Here is a 17,529-nt window from a genome sequence, read left to right as displayed (position 1 = left end):
TTTTAGTCAAAAATAAATTTTATTTCATTAAAACACTTGTTTCAGCATGAAAAATAGCCTTATTGTAGTCATTTTAATTTTTGTTTCATTTTTAAGCAATTCGCAATCTTATGAATTTGAAACCCTAATAGATTTAGAAACAACCGATGTGATTAGCCAAGGCAATACGGGAACTTGCTGGAGTTTTTCTGCATCGTCGTTTTTGGAAAGTGAAATCATGCGTACTACGGGCAAAAAAATAGATTTATCAGAAATGTACACCGTTCGAAACACCTATCCGAAAAAGGCTTGGAATTACATTATGAGACAAGGCAAAGCACAGTTTAGCGAAGGCGGTTTAGCCCATGATGTAATTAATAGTGTTGCAGATTATGGCTTGGTACCAAACGCTGTGTATCCTGGTTTGGAAGCTCATACCACAAGACACAATCACTCTGAAATGATAGCTGTTTTAAAAGGCATTCTCGATGTTTATATTGAAAATCCCGGGCGCCAGTTATCTCCAAAATGGAAACAGGTAACCGAAAGTGTTTTGGATATTTATTTGGGCAAAAACATATCAACTTTTAATTATGAGGGCGTACAATACACCCCGGAATCATTTTTAAAAATGACAAAAATAAACCCGAAAGATTATGTTAGCATTACCTCGTTTTCACACAAACCTTTTAATTCAAGCTTTATACTAAACATTCCGGATAATTTTTCCAACGGGTCGTTTTTAAACGTTAAGCTAGACGATTTAGTGGACATAACAAATAAGGCGCTAAAAGCGGGTTATACTGTTGAATTGGATTGCGATGTAAGCGAAAAAACCTTTTCATCAAAACATGGTTTAGCGGTAATTCCTGAAGATACTATTAACCAAATTGAAGCCTTGGAACGTGTACTGCCGGAAAAAGAAATCACCCAAGATTTAAGGCAGCAAGAATTTGAAAATTACAATACCACCGACGACCATTTAATGCACATTACCGGAATGCTAAAAGACCAAAATGGAACGACGTATTATAAGGTAAAGAATTCTTGGGGTAAAAATTCAGACCGTGTAGCAAATGACGGTTATATATATATGAGTGAGTCCTATTTTAGGTTAAAAACCATTTCTATCATGGTGCACAAAGATGTTTTGCCAAAAAATTTATTGAATTAAAATGAAATAAATTTGAAAATAAATTGAAAAACATAGGTTTGTAGTCTTTTATTTATTATTTTTGTCCAGATTTAAAATTTAATCGGTAAAAACAATCACTTTAACCTTTTTTTTATTTTATCGATTATTTAATCCCAACATCTATGCTATTTACAATTACCATTTCAATTTCTACGCTCGTTGCTATAAATTTTTTATTGTTAAAATTTAGCAGCAACAAAACAAACAGAACCTCAAAAGTAAATAAAAAACCTATTGTTTTAAAGCCAACTATTGTTTTAAAACAAGAATCTGAAAAACTTGCACCTACAGGAAGTTAACAGCATATATTTTACCAGGCTATCGTTTTATTCCCTTTTTGATTTAATAGTAAATTCACTTTACTAAAGTGCTTATTGCCAAACCAATATCCTCTATTTGCGCTTAACGGAGAAGGATGTCCCGACTCTAAAATACAATGCTTTTTCGTATTGATTAATTTGGCTTTTTGTTTTGCAAAACCGCCCCAAAGTAAAAATACAACTCCTTCTTTATTATCACTTATTAGCTTTATCACTGCATTTGTAAACAGTTCCCAGCCTTTTTTTTGATGGCTACCTGCTAGATGCGCCCTTACTGTTAACGTGGCATTTAACAATAAAACACCTTGGTTTGCCCAACGTGATAAGTTTCCGTTTTTAGGATACGGTATGCCTAAATCGCTTTCAATTTCCTTAAAAATATTAATTAACGATGGCGGATGTGCGATACCTTCATTTACCGAAAAGCACAAACCATTTGCTTGCCCAACGCCATGATAGGGATCCTGACCAATAATTACAACCTTTACATCGTTAAAATGGCACTGATTAAAAGCATTGAATATCTGGTTTTCAGGAGGAAAACAGGTTTCATTTTTATACTCAGATTTAACAAAATCAGCAAGTTTTTTAAAATACGCTTTATCAAATTCGGTTTGTAAATAGGGTTGCCAACTTTTGTGAATTTCTAAGGTCATTTTTATATATCTAAAATTACACTAAAAATATTACTATCTTTCGATTAAATAAAACAATCAGGATTGAAAAAAATAAAATTTCCAACGGCCCAAACCATACTATTAATAATTGCTGGCTTAGTTGCTATTTTAACCTGGTTAGTTCCTTCAGGAAAATACGATTCATTAGCCTATAATAAAACCGAAAATACGTTTACCAAAACAAGTTTAAATAAAACTGTAGAATTAGCAGCTACTCAAGAAACCTTAAATGCCCTGGAAATTAAAATTCCGTTAGAGAAATTCACTAATGGCGATATATGGAAACCTATAAGCATCCCAAATACATATAAGGAAGTTGAAGCCTCTCCTCAAGGCTTTGTTGAATTTATAAAATCTCCCATTAAAGGTATTATTGAAGGTGCAGATATTATTTTTTTAGTGTTAATTATTGGCGGGTTAATTGGTATTATAAATTTTACAGGTGCCTTTGATGCTGGTATTTCTTGGTTGGCAGAAACATTAAAAGGAAACGAGTATATTTTAATTATTTTAGTTACCTTACTTATTGCTGCTGGAGGGACCACCTTTGGTTTAGCAGAAGAAACCATAGCCTTTTACCCTATTCTCATTCCTATATTTTTAGCGGCTAAATATGATGCCTTGGTGCCGTTAGCATGTATTTATATTGGCTCTACTATTGGTACTATGTGCTCTACTACAAATCCTTTTAGCTCTATTATAGCATCTGATGCGGCTGGTATAAATTGGACAACGGGAATTACCGGAAGGTTTATCATGTTGGGTTTAGGCACACTTATTTGTATTTTGTATATCATTAGATATGCAACACGTGTAAAAAAAGACCCTACAAAATCTATTATCTACGATCAAAAAGAAGACATAGAACAACACTTTGGCAATACTACAAACGCTTCTTTAAAATTAACTATGCGGTTACGCATTATCCTTTTCATTTTTATTATGTGCTTTATCGTTATGATTTATGGGGTTTCTCAATTGGAATGGTGGTTTGTAGAAATGACCGTAGTATTCTTAATAGGCGCCATTGCCATAGGTGTTATTGGAAAAATAAAAGAACACGTTTTTGTAGATGTTTTTGTAAAAGGCGCCGGCGATTTATTGGGTGTCGCCATTATTATCGGAATTGCCAGAGGTGTTACTATAATAATGAATGACGGACAAATTAGTGACACCCTTTTGTACTATGCCAGCAACACAACTAACGGCATGAATAAAGGTCTATTTATAAATGTTATGCTATATATTTATGGCGGATTGTCGTTCTTTATTCCTTCATCTTCTGGAATGGCGGTATTAACTATGCCTATAATGTCTCCGTTAGCTGATGGCGTTGGTATGGGAAGGGAAATGGTAGTAAACGCTTACCAATACGGTATGGGCTTGTTCGCATTTGTAAATCCAACAGGGTTAATTTTAGCTTCTTTGGCCATTGTAAAAGTAGGCTACAACAAATGGTTGAAATTTGTAATGCCATTGGTTATCATCCTGTTGCTATTTACGATGCTTGTACTAACTATTTCGGTTTATATATAAAAAATCACGACAGAATCCTAACCAACAACTCCTTTAACAAATCCCCTTGAGGCACGGCATTACTACCAACACCTTTGCTTTTTACATCAAATTCGCGCAACACAGAAACAATGGTACTAACTTTTCGCATCGGGTAGTTTTTGGCCGCCGTAATATATTCGTTTACAAAATAAGGATTCACCTTTAATGCCGATGCCACGTTACGGGGCGATTTATCATTTAACCCATGAAAATGAAGCAGTTGCGAAAAGAAATTAAACAAAAGCGACACCGTAACAACCATGGGGTTGTCCTTTGGGTTTTCGGCAAAATAATTAATGATCTGATACGCTTTAACAGCGTTTCTATCGCCAATAGCCTTTCGTAATTCAAAATTATTAAAGTCTTTGCTAATACCAATGTTCTCTTCGATATGTTCGGGCGAAATTTGAGTGCCTTTGGGCAAAATAATTTGAAGTTTTTCCAACTCGTTATTGATTTTACTCAAATCGGTACCCAAAAACTCAACCAACATTTGCGCCGCTTTAGGGGAAATGGTATATTTTTTTGACGATAGCACTCTGCGAATCCAATCGGCGACTTGGTTTTCGTACAATTTTTTGCTTTCGTAAACAACCCCAACTTTTTTAACAGCTTTATATAAGGCCTTGCGTTTATCAATTTTTTTGTACTTATAGTTTACCACCAAAACCGTGGTTTGTTGCGGATTGTTTGCATAATCCACAAGCTTTTCAATGGTACGCGATAAATCTTGTGCCTCTTTTACTATTACCACTTGACGCTCTGCCATCATGGGGTAACGTTTGGCATTCCCAACAATATCGTCAATGGTCACATCGCGTCCGTAAAGCACCATTTGGTTAAACCCCTTTTCTTCTTCTAAAAGCACATTATCTTCAATAAAATCTGAAATCCTATCAATATAATACGGCTCCTCGCCCATTAAAAAATAAATAGGTTTAAGGTTTTTGTTTTTTATATCGGTAACTAATTGTTTGACTTCGTCCACACCATGTAAATTTAAAACTCCAAAAGAAACAACAATCTATTGGAATTTGGTATTTGAATATTGCGATTTGTTATTTTGTGTTTAACTTTGAAAAAATATTAATATCGCATTGCAAGAGCTCAACTTTCCAAAGTTTTCGTTTCGTTTCAAAAGTAGCGAAAATAAAATTTCTATATTCGATAGTATTCGTAAAAAATTTGTGGTTTTACAACCCGAAGAATGGGTGCGACAACATTGTGTTCAATATTTAATAGAAGAAAAAGGCTATCCGATATCTTTAATTAACGTTGAAAAGGAATTGATTGTGAACACGTTAAAAAAGCGATACGATATTGTGGTTTTTAATCCAGACGGAAGCATCCATTTAATTGTAGAGTGCAAAGCGCCAAACATTGCGATTAACCAAAATACTTTCGATCAAATTGCACAATATAATTTGGTGCTTAACGCGAGTTATTTAATGGTAACCAACGGATTAAATCACTATTATTGCCAAATGGATTTTGAAAAGGAGCGCTATAATTTTTTAAAGGAAATTCCAAAATATAGTAAGCAGTCGCGGTAAACAGCCACAGTCAATGAAAACAAAGTCAGAATATATTTTAAACGGGAGTAGTATCAAAAGTGAAAAAAGTTTTTACAATCAAGTAGAAAAGCAACTCACTTTTGGTTTGACATGGAAAATTGGAAGAAATTTAAATGCTTTTAATGATGTTCTTCGTGGTGGATTCGGTCGTTTTGACTGTGATGAAAAAATAATATTGAAGTGGAAAAACTTCAAAAAAAGTGAAGAATACCTTAGTCAAGCTTTTTTAAATAGAGTATTGGAAATTATTGATGAAAGTGAAAATATTACATTCATTAAGGTTAATTAAATGAAAACAGCCATCGTCATATTAAACTGGAACGGAAAAAAATTGTTGGAGCAATTTTTGCCATCGGTCATTCAGCATTCAAACGAAGCTGAAATTTATGTAGCCGATAATGCCTCGACCGATGACTCTGTCGCATTCATCAAAACCACTTTCCCTACAATTAAAATCATTCAAAATAAAGAAAACGGCGGTTATGCCAAAGGGTACAATGAAGCGTTAAAAAATATTGAAGCTGATGTGTTTTGTTTGTTGAACAGTGATGTGGAAGTGACCAAAAAATGGCTCACTCCTATTATAGATACGTTTAATGCTGAAGAAAATACCGCGATAATCCAGCCTAAAATTTTAGATTACAACAAAAGGGATTATTTTGAATACGCCGGAGCAGCCGGTGGTTTTATCGACAAATTTGGGTATCCGTATTGTCGCGGACGCATATTTAACACCCTTGAAAAAGACAACGGACAATATAACGATACCACTGAGGTTTTTTGGGCATCGGGTGCCTGCTTGTTTATCAGAAAAGAGGTTTTTAATACCTTAAACGGATTTGATGAAGCCTTTTTTGCACACATGGAAGAAATAGATTTATGCTGGCGCGCCAATAATTTGGGATACAAGGTAAAATATGTTGGCAGCTCAACAATTTTTCATGTGGGCGGTGCCACTTTAAGCAATACCCATCCGAAAAAAACTTTTTTAAATTTCAGAAACAGTTTATTCGCCGTAACAAAAAACGCTAAGGGCAACCTTTTCTTTTTAATACTTGCCCGATTAATTCTAGATGGCGTTGCAGGCGTAAAATTTTTATTCGAATTAAAGTTTAAACATATTTTAGCCATTATTAAAGCGCATGTTGGTTTTTACGCGCATTTACCCTATTTACTCAAACAGCGAAAAACACTAAATCAAACCATAAAATATTATCAAAAAACATCCATAGTATTTGCATATTTCGTAAATAAAAATACCCTTTATAAAAGTTTATGAAAGGGTAGTAAAAGTTTTGTTAACAATGCCTTAATCAGGAGTTTTTTTCATACTTTTGCGTATCAACAAAAACAGAAATTTTAATCCATTTAATAATTATGAAAAAAGTTTTATTACTTAGCTTAGCAACTATTTTTTTATTAAGCTCATGTGTATCAAAAAAACAATTTACCGACTTACAAGCAAAACAAAAAGAAACTCAGGATTTGTTAAATTCTGCAACCGTTAAACTAAACTCTTGTTTAGCAGACAAAGCAGCTGTAACAGCAAGAGCAACCGCTTTAGAAGAGCAAATTGCAGATTTGCGTAAAAGCAACGACAACCTACAAATATTATCTGCCAAAGGTGCAAGTAGCATTGAAAAAACACTTGAAAGCATAAAAGAAAAAGAACTAAAAATAACGCGTTTACAAGATGCGCTTACCAAAAAAGACAGCGTAACATTGGCATTGGTAACTAGCCTTAAACGTGAGGTTGGTATTAACGATCCGGATATTGAGGTAAACGTAGAAAAAGGTGTTGTATTTATTTCAATTGCCGATAAACTATTGTTTAAAACCGCAAGCTACAACGTAACTCCTAGAGCCAAAGAAGTTTTAGCCAAAGTGGCTAAAGTTATAAACAGCAAACCAGAATTTGAAGCAATGATCGAAGGTCATACCGATAGCCGATCGTTCCAAAAAGGTGTGTTGTTAGACAACTGGGATTTAAGTGTTAAGCGCGCTACATCAATTGTTCGTGAGTTACAGGATCTTGGTGTAAACCCAGGACAATTAATCGCAGCCGGACGTAGCCATTACGTGCCTTTAGTTGATAACGATACTGCTGAAAACAGAGCAACAAACAGACGTACACGTGTTGTTGTGCTACCTAAAATCGATCAGTTCTACGAAATGATTGAAAAGGAAATGAAAAACCTAGAAGCTGGTGGAAACTAATTAGCTCTCAATTATAATTTTAAAAGCCCAATCTTTCGATTGGGCTTTTTTTTGTGCTGATTTTAGCTGAATGCATTTCAATATTATGGCGTTACCCCACCCTTCGACTCTGCTCAGGGCAAGTGGGGTCAGGCTTTCCGTTATATCTTTTTTTCGCGCACTCAAAAAAGGATGCCACTGCAATCCTTAACGCGCTTATTTGCCAAGTGTAGCTCTTGATTAAAGTCCATTTTAATATTGGCATTTTTGGTAAAACAACAAAACTCATTCACTATAACATTCAAAACACGCTATTAATGAGTCTGGTAAATCTATATCCTCCGAACCTTTTAATGCCTCATGGAGTTTACCTCGTTCATCAATTACTTTTTTAAATTCAATGGCATACTGCACAAGGTTGTCCCTTCGGCTTTTAATTTTTTCAACAATCTCCTCTCCATCACGGTTGGCAATGGCTTTGTCCCAAACATGCAAAGCGGATTCAATGGTTTTATCCGTTAATTTTTTCTGTAAAAACTTGGCTTCTCCTATAAAAATAGATTCCGGTGTATTAAGCAGAAAATATCTGTCAAAGGGGTAAACAAGACCAGGTAAAAAATCTATATCTTTTTCAAATGGTCGCAACATGGGTTCTATATTTTTATTAGCAATTAACGACGGAATAACTCCTTCAATATTAAAAAAAGCATTATCACGGTCTGCTGCAATTGGTATGCCCGTATATTGATTGTTGTTTTTTTGAATCGCCCAACCCCATTGTTTTGTGTGCCTATCCCAATCACCAATTAAAAAATCGAATAAGCGCGAGCGCACCAATGCATTTTTATCTATGCTTACTGTTTCTGGATGATTGCGTTTAAGTTCTTGCAAGTCTTCAGTATCCAAAATTTCAATGATATTTTCAAGTGCAGTCCAATTTTTTTTGCTGTCCGATTCGTATTCCAACAAAAACAATCGATTTCCAAATTTATCATTAAAATCACCCAATAATTTTTGCTTGGGAATAAAAACCAACTTGGGATGTGTGTGCAGTACTTTTGATGATTCGGCCAGTTCTGCCGCTAGTATAGCACCATAAGGATGCTGTGCTGAAATACCATCAACAACTATATTTTCGAGGCCTAGGGTTCTTAAAAACTCGGGGATTAAAGGCTGTGGATCCTTATTAACGCTTCGTAAAGTGTAAACAATTCCACTTGGTGCCTTGAGCTTTAACGAGTGTGTTTGTTTACCGCCACCTTCTTTAATTATGCTCATCCCTCCAAAAAGCGTATCTAGATAAACAACCGGTGCTTTTATTGGTGTTGCCCATGCCTCTCTATATTGTTCGCCTTGAATGAGTTTTTTAATGGTTTCACCCTCGTATAGCATGCTTGCTGCGATACGAACCGAATCGTAATCTTTAAAATTTATCGACTCTACGTTATCGATATTTATAAGATGTCCGCGCTCAAACTCTTTGTCTGTACTGGAAACAGACCAATATATTAAACCAATGGCAAGTATTAAAAACAGTAATAGGAATAATAAAAACTTTTTCATTACAGCAATTTAAGAATTTATTACCTCAAACACTATAACTCACAACCTGTTTCATGTTTAATTAAACAACCAAACGTTCAATAATAGCTTTGGTGGGTAAAATTTCTGTGGTGTGCTCAATACTTGGACCTGCCACCCAAACTGTTTTGTAAGTCGCCTTGGTTGCTGCATTTTTTGTGGCATTCATCCCAATGGAGAAACGAATCATCTTCACCCATTTTTTGAGCTTTTTATTCTTATTGAGTAAATTTTCAATCCATGTGGCCTTAGTACCTATTTTTTGGACATAAGGTGTATTGATAACTGTACACGGCGTGCCCGAAATACGTTCGGTCACCACAATGTCGTCAGCGCCGTAATCTACACAAGCTTGTTTGTATTCTTCGGTAACACTGGCTTCGGTTGATGCAATAAACGGACTGCCCACCGATACACCCGCTGCGCCGTAACTCAACATCTTATCAACATCTGCTTTACAACCTACGCCACCGGCAGAAATTATGGGAATGTTGCAATTAGACACCAATTGCTTAATCAAATCTTCAGGCGATTTACCACCTCTATGGCCACCGGCTTTGTTGTTCACAGCTATAACAGCATCGGCACCTAAGTCTTCAACTTTTTTGGCGAACTTTAAATCCACCACATCGCAAAACACTTTGATACCAGCTTTATGTGCTTGGATAATGGTTTCTTCCGGACTGCCTAACGAGGTTATTATAAAATCGCAACCTTCTTCACAAATTACGCGTAACTGATCTTTATATTTAACATTCGATTTGTTTACAATTAAATTAAAACCAAACGAACCACCTTCAACTTTGTTGGCATGCAATTCTTTTATAGCCGCTCGTAATTCATCAAGTGTTCTATAATTAAGTGCCGGAATACAGCCTGCAATACCGCCTTTCATGGCTTCAGTAACCATGGCCACGTTTGATACCAAAAACATGGGCGCTTGAATGATGGGGTATTTAATATTTAAAAGTTGTGTGAGTTTGGTTGCCATTTTTTAAATTGATTTGAGCAAATATAATAAATATTATGCACGCATAACAAATTAAGATAAATCTAATCTAAAAAACGATAATAGCCGGTTTTAAGATAAGCGCCTTCGGGGAAACCTATTGGATGATCGATATCGTGCTGTGTTTTTAAAAGCACCTTAAATGCTCTTTGGGTTTCCAATAGCACTTGATTGTTAATATCGTAAAAAACCTGTGCCTGGATACGGGACGAACACGATGCCAATACCAACAATCCGTTTTTACTTGTAAGCTGTTCACCCAATGCTGCCAATTGCGCATATTTTTTTTTGGCTAGCGCAATTTCCGAAGCTTGTTTGGCAAAACTAGGTGGATCGATAACAACAACATCAAAAGTTGTTTTGTTTTTTATAAGATCATTTAACGCTTTAAAAGCATCATCAGCAATGGTTTTATGTGTTCCGGTGTAAGTGTTTAATTTTCCGTTTTCAATGGCGATTTCCAAAGCTTGTTTGCTAATATCCAAACTGGTTACTTCTTTGGCGCCATTTGCCAGTGCATGAACCGAAAACCCACCAGCATAACTAAACACATCCAAAACCGATTTGTTTTTGCTCCACATACCCACTTGTTTTCTATTGGCGCGATGATCTAAAAAATAACCGGTTTTATGACCTTTGATTACGTTAGCTGAAAAATTAACACCATGTTCAACAAACTGAACGACATCATGTTCCAAGGCTCCAAAAACAACATCGCCGTTTTTAAATTGATGGTTTTTAGACTGCTCTAAACCTCTGCTTAATCGAAGCACAACGGTTTCAGCTTTCGAGGTTTGTTGCAAACTCGGAATAATGGCATCTAAATACGGCAGCCAAATCTCAGAATAAATTTTAACAACCAATACAGTGGCATAAACGTCGGCTATTAAACCCGGAAACCCATCGTTTTCACCAAATAGTAAACGATAACTATTCGTATTTGTTTTTAATAAACCAAGCCGTTTCGCATACGCTTCCTCAATTTTATCTTGAAAAAAAGCGGCATTGATTTGAACCTTTTCCTGCTCGCTATAAAGCATCTTAATGCGAATGGGCGAATGCGCATCATACAACCCCAAACCTATAACCCGGTTTTTATTTTTACCAAAAATGATGGCCAAATCCCCGGTTTTGGCATCATCGTTTATTTTTACAATATTATTGGAAAAAACCCACGGATGTCCTTTTACAACAAACTGTTCGCCTTTAGCGCTAAGCTTAACGGCTAAACGTTTTGGTTTGTAATTTGATTTTATTTTTGGTGAAAAAGGCATTAAAATTTTAATTATAACGATTGAATTTACAAAGAAACGCTTTTTCTGATTCATTTTGCTTCGATTCGGACGCCATCGGAACTTAAGGTCATAATTATACGTTCTATTTTTCAGAAACAAAAAAACGCAACCAAATTAATGATTGCGTTTTTTATTATTATCAACCTGCTGCTCTTCCACTAAGCTAATTCCCCAATATTAATTACTTGTGGAGAATATGGGAATCGAACCCATGCACACAGAATATTTTGATGAGATTCCTGCCTTCGCAGGAATGACAACTTACTTCACTTCCTCAAAATCTACATCTTCCACATCGCTACCTTCTGCTTGACCGTTTTGGCTGGCATCTGGTCCGGGTTGCGCTTCTCCGCCACCTTGAGCTTCAGCTTGTGCTTTGTACATTTCTTCGCTAGCTACTTTCCAAGCTTCGTTTATTTTGTCTAAAGCTGGCGTAATCACCTCAATGTCTTTAGTTTCGTAAGCTTTTTTCAACTCTTCCAAAGCATCTTCGATAGGCTTCTTTTTATCATCGGATAATTTATCGCCAAACTCTTCCAATTGCTTTTCGGTTTGGAAAATCATAGAATCTGCTTCGTTTAATTTCTTAGCATTTTCCGCTGCTTTTGCATCAGCTTCAGCATTCGCTTCAGCATCTGCTTTCATTTTTTGGATTTCCTCTTCAGTTAAACCAGAAGATGCTTCAATACGAATATCTTGGGTTTTATTTGTTGCTTTATCTGTTGCAGTAACGTGAATAATACCGTTTGCATCAATATCGAAAGTCACTTCAATTTGCGGTGTACCACGTCTTGCAGGTGGAATACCATCTAAGTGAAAACGTCCAATGGTTTTGTTGTCGGCAGCCATAGCACGCTCACCTTGTAATACGTGAATCTCAACCGATGGTTGATTATCGGCAGCTGTAGAGAACACTTGCGATTTCTTGGTAGGAATCGTAGTATTCGCTTCAATAAGCTTCGTCATTACATTACCCATGGTTTCAATACCTAATGATAAAGGCGTTACATCCAAAAGCAATACGTCTTTAACATCTCCTGATAAAACACCACCTTGAATTCCAGCTCCTAAAGATACCACCTCGTCTGGGTTTACACCTTTGCTCGGTACTTTTCCGAAGAATTTCTCAACGGCTTTTTGTACGGCAGGAATACGTGTTGAACCACCAACCAAAATAACTTCGTTGATATCTCCTTTTGATAAACCAGCTGCTTTTAATGCAGATTGACAAGGCTCGATAGTACGTTTTACCAAGTCGTCAATTAATTGCTCAAATTTAGAACGTGTTAAAGTTCGCACCAAGTGCTTTGGTCCACTCGCTGTTGCTGTAATATATGGCAAGTTAATTTCTGTTTGCTCAGAAGATGATAATTCAATCTTCGCTTTTTCGGCTGCTTCTTTTAATCGTTGTAAAGACATCGGGTCTTTGCGTAAATCCAAAGACTCTTCTGCTTTAAACTCATCAGCTAACCAGTTAATGATTTTTTCGTCAACATCATCACCACCTAAGTGGGTATCGCCTTCAGTAGATAATACTTCAAAAACACCATCACCTAATTCAAGAATGGATACATCATGTGTTCCTCCACCAAAATCAAATACAGCAATTTTTTGGTCTGTACTCTTTTTGTCCATGCCGTAAGCTAAAGCTGCAGCTGTAGGTTCGTTAATAATTCTTCTAACTTTTAAACCTGCAATCTCACCTGCTTCTTTGGTAGCCTGACGTTGTGCATCGTTAAAATAAGCCGGTACGGTAATAACCGCTTCGGTTACCGTTGCGCCTAAATAATCCTCGGCTGTTTTCTTCATTTTTTGAAGAATCATGGCCGATAATTCTTGAGGCGTATACAAACGTCCGTCAATATCAACTCGTGGTGTATCGTTATCACCTTTTACCACTTTATATGGTACACGTTCTGCTTCTTTTTTAGATTCAGAATATTTATTACCCATAAAACGTTTAATCGAATAAACAGTTTTTGTAGGGTTAGTTACCGCTTGTCTTTTTGCAGGATCACCAACTTTAATCTCACCGCCTTCAACAAAAGCGATAACCGATGGTGTCGTGCGTTTACCTTCTGCGTTTGGGATAACAACAGGGTCGTTACCCTCCATAACAGAAACGCAAGAGTTGGTTGTTCCTAAATCGATTCCAATAATTTTACTCATAATATTTTATACTTTTAATTTGTTGTGTTTACTTTTTATAATTAGTCTTTTTTAATTCTCAATTTCTACTTATCTAACATTATTGTAACGCCTTTTCTCGTTCCAAGTATGTCCCTTTTTATTAGCATTAAGCTTTAAGGTAAATAAATTATTTTTTGTTCTCATAACATGTAAATCTTCTCAATGTTCATTTTTAATTTCAGGTAGGTTAAGTCAATCATTATGCCAACTCAAAAAGTATGACACAGTGTCATATTTTAGTCGACAGTAAGCAGTTTACAGTCACACTCAAATACAACAAAAACTGCGGCCTCCTGTCATCGGTCTCCTGCCTTCTGCGTATTCTCTCATCTCATTTTTTAATATGGGCGCAACCTTTGCCCTTCGGCTGCGTTCAGGGTGGCAGGTCGGGCTTTCCGCTTATAGTTTTGGCTCGATGCGCGCCTCGCCAAAAGCTGCCGCTGCAATCCCTTGCGCACTTGCTCGCAGCAACAGTAACTTAACGCCTAATATTTTTTCAACACAACACTTTGTCCCTTAGCATCTTTGCGCGACATAAAGGTTTTAAGTCACAGTCGCAGTATTCAATCGCACTCAAACGCAACAAAACCTTCGGTCATCGGCCTTCTGTCTTTCCTCTATCATTCATCTCTTTTTTCCAATGTGAGTAAAAGTAGTAACAAACCTCCGCGAATCTCCGTGTAACATCCACAATACTAACCCTTCCGTGAAAATCGGTGAAATCCGTGTCAAAAAAAATTATGAATCAAAAACAATCTCTCTATATTTGCCAAACTATAACGATTGCGTAATTATGGAATGTATCTCGGTTTTCGATATGCTAAAAATAGGCGTTGGCCCTTCAAGCTCGCATACACTCGGGCCTTGGCGCGCCGCCGAACGTTGGATTAAAGAATTAAAAACGGCAAACAAGTTTGATAAAGTTGAAGCCATCTCCGTCGATTTGTACGGTTCGCTGTCATTAACAGGCAAAGGGCATGCCACCGATTTTGCCATTATGCTTGGTTTAAGCGGTGCCGACCCGGAAACCATCCCTACAGAACACATTAATTCAACCATTGCGGCCATAAAAAACACAAAAACAATACGTTTTAACAACGAAAAAACCCTTGCGTTTAACCCAGAGACCGATATTGTTTTCAATAAAAAGTTTTTACCGTTTCATGCCAATGCCATGATTTTTACTGCCCTCATCAATGGTAGGAAATCAAAATCGACCTTCTACTCCATCGGTGGCGGTTTTGTTGTAAAAGAAGAACGCACAAACCATAAACGAAATTTTGAAATCAAGTGCACCTTTCCGTACCCAATCGAAAAAGGCACAGAGCTTTTACAGTTTTGTAAAAACCTGAATTTACCAATTTCGCAGGTCGTTTTGGAAAACGAAAAATCCATCCGCGAAGAAGAAAAAATCGATAGCGAACTAAAACGCATTTGGGACACCATGCTGGAATGCATGTATATCGGCTGCCATACCGAAGGCCATCTCCCTGGTGGTTTAAATGTACGGCGACGCGCTTACGATATGCACCAAAACCTAAAAAGCGGCAAACCCTATACAACACCTGTAGAATGGATTTATTCCATTAGGGATACCGAAGTAAAATTTAGGCAAATCATTAAATGGGTAAGCTGTTTTGCATTGGCGGTAAACGAGGTTAATGCCTCCTTGGGTCGGGTGGTTACGGCACCAACAAACGGAAGCGCAGGTGTTATTCCCGCAGTGCTTATGTATTATTTGGTTATTGAAAACCACGATGGCGATTTTGAAGACATCAAACGTTTTTTATTAGTGGCTGGCGAAATTGGAAGCATCTTTAAAAAAGGCGCCACCATAAGTGCGGCCATGGGTGGCTGTCAAGCCGAAATTGGCGTGTCGTCGGCCATGGCGGCCGGCGCCTTAACCGAATTGCTTGGAGGCACCCCGGAACAGGTTTTGGTAGCCGCCGAAATTGCCATGGAACACCATTTAGGGCTAACCTGCGACCCCATTGGCGGACTCGTGCAAATACCGTGTATAGAGCGCAATGCCATGGGCGCCATTAAGGCCATTAATGCCGCAGAATTGGCTTTGGACACCGACCCAAATAATGTAAAAGTACCTTTGGATAAAGTGGTAAATACCATGTGGGAAACCGCCAAAGACATGAATACCAAATACAAAGAAACCAGCGAAGGCGGTTTAGCGGTTGGTGTGCATCTTACCGATTGTTAGTTTGGGCAACCCGTTACTCTGGTTAGCTTTATTTAAAACTTGAATTTGTCAGAAAAAATTTCTAAATTCGTGTACGAAAATTAAAGATATATTTCGTACATAATAAATATATAGTTAATATTAATCATATATGATTGTTGTGCTTCATGTCGAAAAACCTATCAAATAAATGATTGCAGAATTCATAGGACAAGGATTGTTTGAAGATACCGAAGAAAGTATCGGAAATCACGTGTGTTCTACTCTGAATAAAATTTCATTTAACGAAGTAACTTTTTTTAATGCTTTTTTAAGGTCAAAAGGTCTTGAAAAACTTAAACCTTTCATAAAAAAAGCGCAGGAAAATGGAACTAATTTCACTTTTTTTATTGGTATCGATGATAAGATTACATCAAAAGAAGCTCTTGAAATGCTGTTGGAATTGAAAATTGACAGTTACGTATATTCATCTAAACAGTACATTTATCATCCAAAAGTTTATGTGTTTGAAGGAGATGTTAGGAACCGAATTATTACTGGCTCTTCCAACCTAACAAAATCAGGTCTATTCTATAACATAGAATCATCTATTTTACTCGACTTTACAAATGAAGACAAAGGTGGAAATAAGGTTTTGAATCAACTCAAAGATTACTTCTCACCTTTATTGGAATTCACAAGTGATAATCTTGATAAAGTCACTCAAGAACACATAGATTATTTAGCAAACGAGTCTCTAATTTCAATTGAAAAATATGAATCTGATGAAAATTCGCTATTGGACTTTCACGACAATTCTAAAAGACGTTTTAAAAACCCTGAAATAGGAACACTTGGCGAAATAGAAATAACCGAAAATGCTCGTCAATCAAAAAAATATAAATTTAAAATAACAGAAGAGTATTTAGAAAAATGGGATGGAATGTTTGAACGCATGAAAGCCTATAAAGAAAAGTTTGGTCGTACTACTGTTAGTAAAAATAATACAGATGATAAAACTTTAATTGGATGGTATTACAAACAAAAATGGATTTATAATGACTCTGAACTTGAAATGCCTGAAGAGCATTTAAAAAAATTAGAATCAATTGATTTTTATTTCGGAGATGGAAAAGATGAAAGAAGTGATTTCATCCGAAAAAGATGGTTAAAATTATTAAGTAAAGCTTTAAAACAAGGAGAAGAAGTTAGTCAAATTCATAGTTACACATTTGAGGGAGAAAATCTTGGAACATGGTTACAAGAATCTAAAAAAGACCCAGAAACAAGAGCTTTAATTGAAAAAACGGGTTTTGATTATAACAAAAAAAGTAGAAGTCCTAAAAATTCTGCAATAAGGTTTTTAGCACACCTCGAAGAGGATATAAATCCAAAAAAATCCAAATATCAGACTTTATTTAATTCAAGAATCATTCATAGAAAAGATAAAATACCAGATTATCTAATCAATGAAATAAATAAATTGTGGAAACAGAAATTTAAAGAAGATAGAAGTTGGATAAAAAAGTCAAGAGTTAAAGATTATACAGAGGAATGGAAAAAATTTAGAAATAATAAATCTATTAATCCAGAAGGAAAATGGTTTAAGCCAAAACCATACATGGGAAATATTTATGAATGGGTTTGGGGTAAAAGAAAGAATAAAAGTAAAATGGATTTAGTAATTGACAAATTTAACCAAGAAGAGTTAAAAGAATTAAAAAATGAAGGATTTCCTATTGAATAACTAAAAAACACGAAAGCACAACAAAGAACTGAGTTA

At 36.1% G+C, this 17,529-nt stretch carries 15 protein-coding genes; 9 read left to right on the top strand and 6 right to left on the bottom strand.

Going from position 1 to position 17,529, the window contains the following annotated elements:
* Nucleotides 1-46 precede the first annotated feature (46 nt).
* Together ACN5J7_RS11745 and ACN5J7_RS11740 are read left to right on the top strand one after the other, a co-directional pair.
* Entirely contained in the window at nt 47-1,153 is a 1,107-nt protein-coding gene (locus ACN5J7_RS11745) for a C1 family peptidase (protein ID WP_418604030.1), read from the top strand.
* A gap of 143 nt (nt 1,154-1,296) precedes the next feature.
* Nucleotides 1,297-1,473 carry a hypothetical protein gene (locus ACN5J7_RS11740; RefSeq protein WP_311937689.1) on the top strand — a complete coding sequence of 59 codons (177 nt, stop codon included), beginning with the start codon at nt 1,297-1,299 and terminating at the stop codon, nt 1,471-1,473.
* 11 nt (nt 1,474-1,484) lie between these two features.
* Here ACN5J7_RS11740 and ACN5J7_RS11735 read toward each other — a convergent pair whose 3' ends face one another.
* A complete protein-coding gene (locus ACN5J7_RS11735; RefSeq protein ID WP_311937687.1) occupies nt 1,485-2,150 on the bottom strand; it encodes a uracil-DNA glycosylase in 666 nt (221 codons plus the stop codon).
* 63 nt (nt 2,151-2,213) lie between these two features.
* On the opposite strand from ACN5J7_RS11735, the gene ACN5J7_RS11730 reads away from it, so the two are divergent.
* Complete coding sequence (locus ACN5J7_RS11730; RefSeq protein ID WP_418604029.1) at nt 2,214-3,707, top strand: YfcC family protein; 1,494 nt, start codon at nt 2,214-2,216, stop codon at nt 3,705-3,707.
* A 4-nt stretch (nt 3,708-3,711) separates the two neighbouring features.
* Here ACN5J7_RS11730 and holA read toward each other — a convergent pair whose 3' ends face one another.
* A complete protein-coding gene (gene holA, locus ACN5J7_RS11725) occupies nt 3,712-4,716 on the bottom strand; it encodes a DNA polymerase III subunit delta (protein ID WP_311937683.1) in 1,005 nt (334 codons plus the stop codon).
* 109 nt (nt 4,717-4,825) lie between these two features.
* On the opposite strand from holA, the gene ACN5J7_RS11720 reads away from it, so the two are divergent.
* The 4 genes from ACN5J7_RS11720 (at nt 4,826) to ACN5J7_RS11705 (ending at nt 7,519) form a co-directional block, all read left to right on the top strand.
* The gene (locus ACN5J7_RS11720; protein WP_311937681.1) at nt 4,826-5,281 is read left to right on the top strand and encodes a type I restriction enzyme HsdR N-terminal domain-containing protein; all 456 of its coding nucleotides are present in this window, start codon (nt 4,826-4,828) and stop codon (nt 5,279-5,281) included.
* 13 nt (nt 5,282-5,294) lie between these two features.
* Entirely contained in the window at nt 5,295-5,591 is a 297-nt protein-coding gene (locus ACN5J7_RS11715; protein WP_311937679.1) for a barstar family protein, read from the top strand.
* Nucleotides 5,592-6,581: a glycosyltransferase family 2 protein gene (locus ACN5J7_RS11710; protein ID WP_311937677.1), complete on the top strand. Its 990-nt coding sequence runs from the start codon at nt 5,592-5,594 to the stop codon at nt 6,579-6,581. It abuts the gene before it with no gap.
* 98 nt (nt 6,582-6,679) lie between these two features.
* Nucleotides 6,680-7,519, top strand: coding sequence for an OmpA family protein (locus tag ACN5J7_RS11705; protein WP_311937675.1), 840 nt, complete (start codon nt 6,680-6,682; stop codon nt 7,517-7,519).
* A 264-nt stretch (nt 7,520-7,783) separates the two neighbouring features.
* On the opposite strand, the gene ACN5J7_RS11700 is transcribed toward ACN5J7_RS11705, so the two are convergent.
* From ACN5J7_RS11700 to dnaK, 4 genes are all read right to left on the bottom strand, one after another.
* Entirely contained in the window at nt 7,784-9,061 is a 1,278-nt protein-coding gene (locus ACN5J7_RS11700; RefSeq protein WP_311937673.1) for a hypothetical protein, read from the bottom strand.
* 61 nt (nt 9,062-9,122) lie between these two features.
* Nucleotides 9,123-10,070 carry a nitronate monooxygenase gene (locus ACN5J7_RS11695; protein WP_311937671.1) on the bottom strand — a complete coding sequence of 316 codons (948 nt, stop codon included), beginning with the start codon at nt 10,068-10,070 and terminating at the stop codon, nt 9,123-9,125.
* A gap of 62 nt (nt 10,071-10,132) precedes the next feature.
* Entirely contained in the window at nt 10,133-11,362 is a 1,230-nt protein-coding gene (locus tag ACN5J7_RS11690) for a class I SAM-dependent rRNA methyltransferase (RefSeq protein ID WP_376717819.1), read from the bottom strand.
* Between the two features lie 282 nt (nt 11,363-11,644).
* Complete coding sequence (gene dnaK / locus ACN5J7_RS11685) at nt 11,645-13,552, bottom strand: molecular chaperone DnaK (RefSeq protein ID WP_311937667.1); 1,908 nt, start codon at nt 13,550-13,552, stop codon at nt 11,645-11,647.
* A gap of 814 nt (nt 13,553-14,366) precedes the next feature.
* Between dnaK and ACN5J7_RS11680 the strand changes: the two genes are divergently transcribed.
* Nucleotides 14,367-15,788: an L-serine ammonia-lyase gene (locus ACN5J7_RS11680; protein ID WP_311939042.1), complete on the top strand. Its 1,422-nt coding sequence runs from the start codon at nt 14,367-14,369 to the stop codon at nt 15,786-15,788.
* 169 nt (nt 15,789-15,957) lie between these two features.
* Nucleotides 15,958-17,493 (top strand): helicase associated domain-containing protein, encoded by a 1,536-nt coding sequence (locus ACN5J7_RS11675; protein ID WP_311937666.1) that lies wholly within the window; start codon nt 15,958-15,960, stop codon nt 17,491-17,493.
* Nucleotides 17,494-17,529 lie beyond the last annotated feature (36 nt).

It is taken from the genome of Hwangdonia sp. (genome assembly GCF_048381975.1).
GTDB lineage: Bacteria > Bacteroidota > Bacteroidia > Flavobacteriales > Flavobacteriaceae > Hwangdonia > Hwangdonia seohaensis.
The sequence above is the reverse complement of the archived record's forward strand: the minus strand, read 5'-3'. Positions and strand labels throughout refer to the sequence as shown.